This is a genomic window from Pseudomonas frederiksbergensis, assembly GCF_003732665.1.
In the GTDB taxonomy this organism is placed as follows: Bacteria; Pseudomonadota; Gammaproteobacteria; order Pseudomonadales; family Pseudomonadaceae; genus Aquipseudomonas; species Aquipseudomonas frederiksbergensis_G.
In genome coordinates this window covers 1-290 of record NZ_MOBP01000142.1, presented here as the reverse complement: position 1 = coordinate 290, position 290 = coordinate 1, and the positions used below count along the sequence as shown (strand labels likewise).

Sequence of the window (290 nt, the reverse complement as noted above, 5' to 3'; positions counted from 1 at the left end):
GGCGGTTCCGCCAAGCAGGGACGTAACCGTCGCACCCAGGCCATCCTGCCGCTCAAGGTGAAGATCCTGAACGTCGAGAAAGCGCGTTTCGACAAGATGATCTCTTCGCAAGAAGTGGGCACCTTGATCACCGCCCTGGGATGCGGCATCGGCCGCGACGAGTACAACATCGACAAGCTGCGCTACCACAACGTCGTCGTCATGACCGATGCTGACGTCGACGGTTCGCACAGCCGCACACTGCTGCTGACCTTCTTCTTCCGTCAGTTGCCGGAGCTGATCGAGCGCGG

General features: G+C 60.7%; 1 protein-coding gene. It reads left to right on the top strand.

Features of this window, described 5'->3' with window-relative positions; genetic code table 11:
- Positions 1–290: toprim domain-containing protein (locus tag BK665_RS33525; RefSeq protein ID WP_259699685.1), on the top strand; the 290-nt coding region annotated here is incomplete at both ends.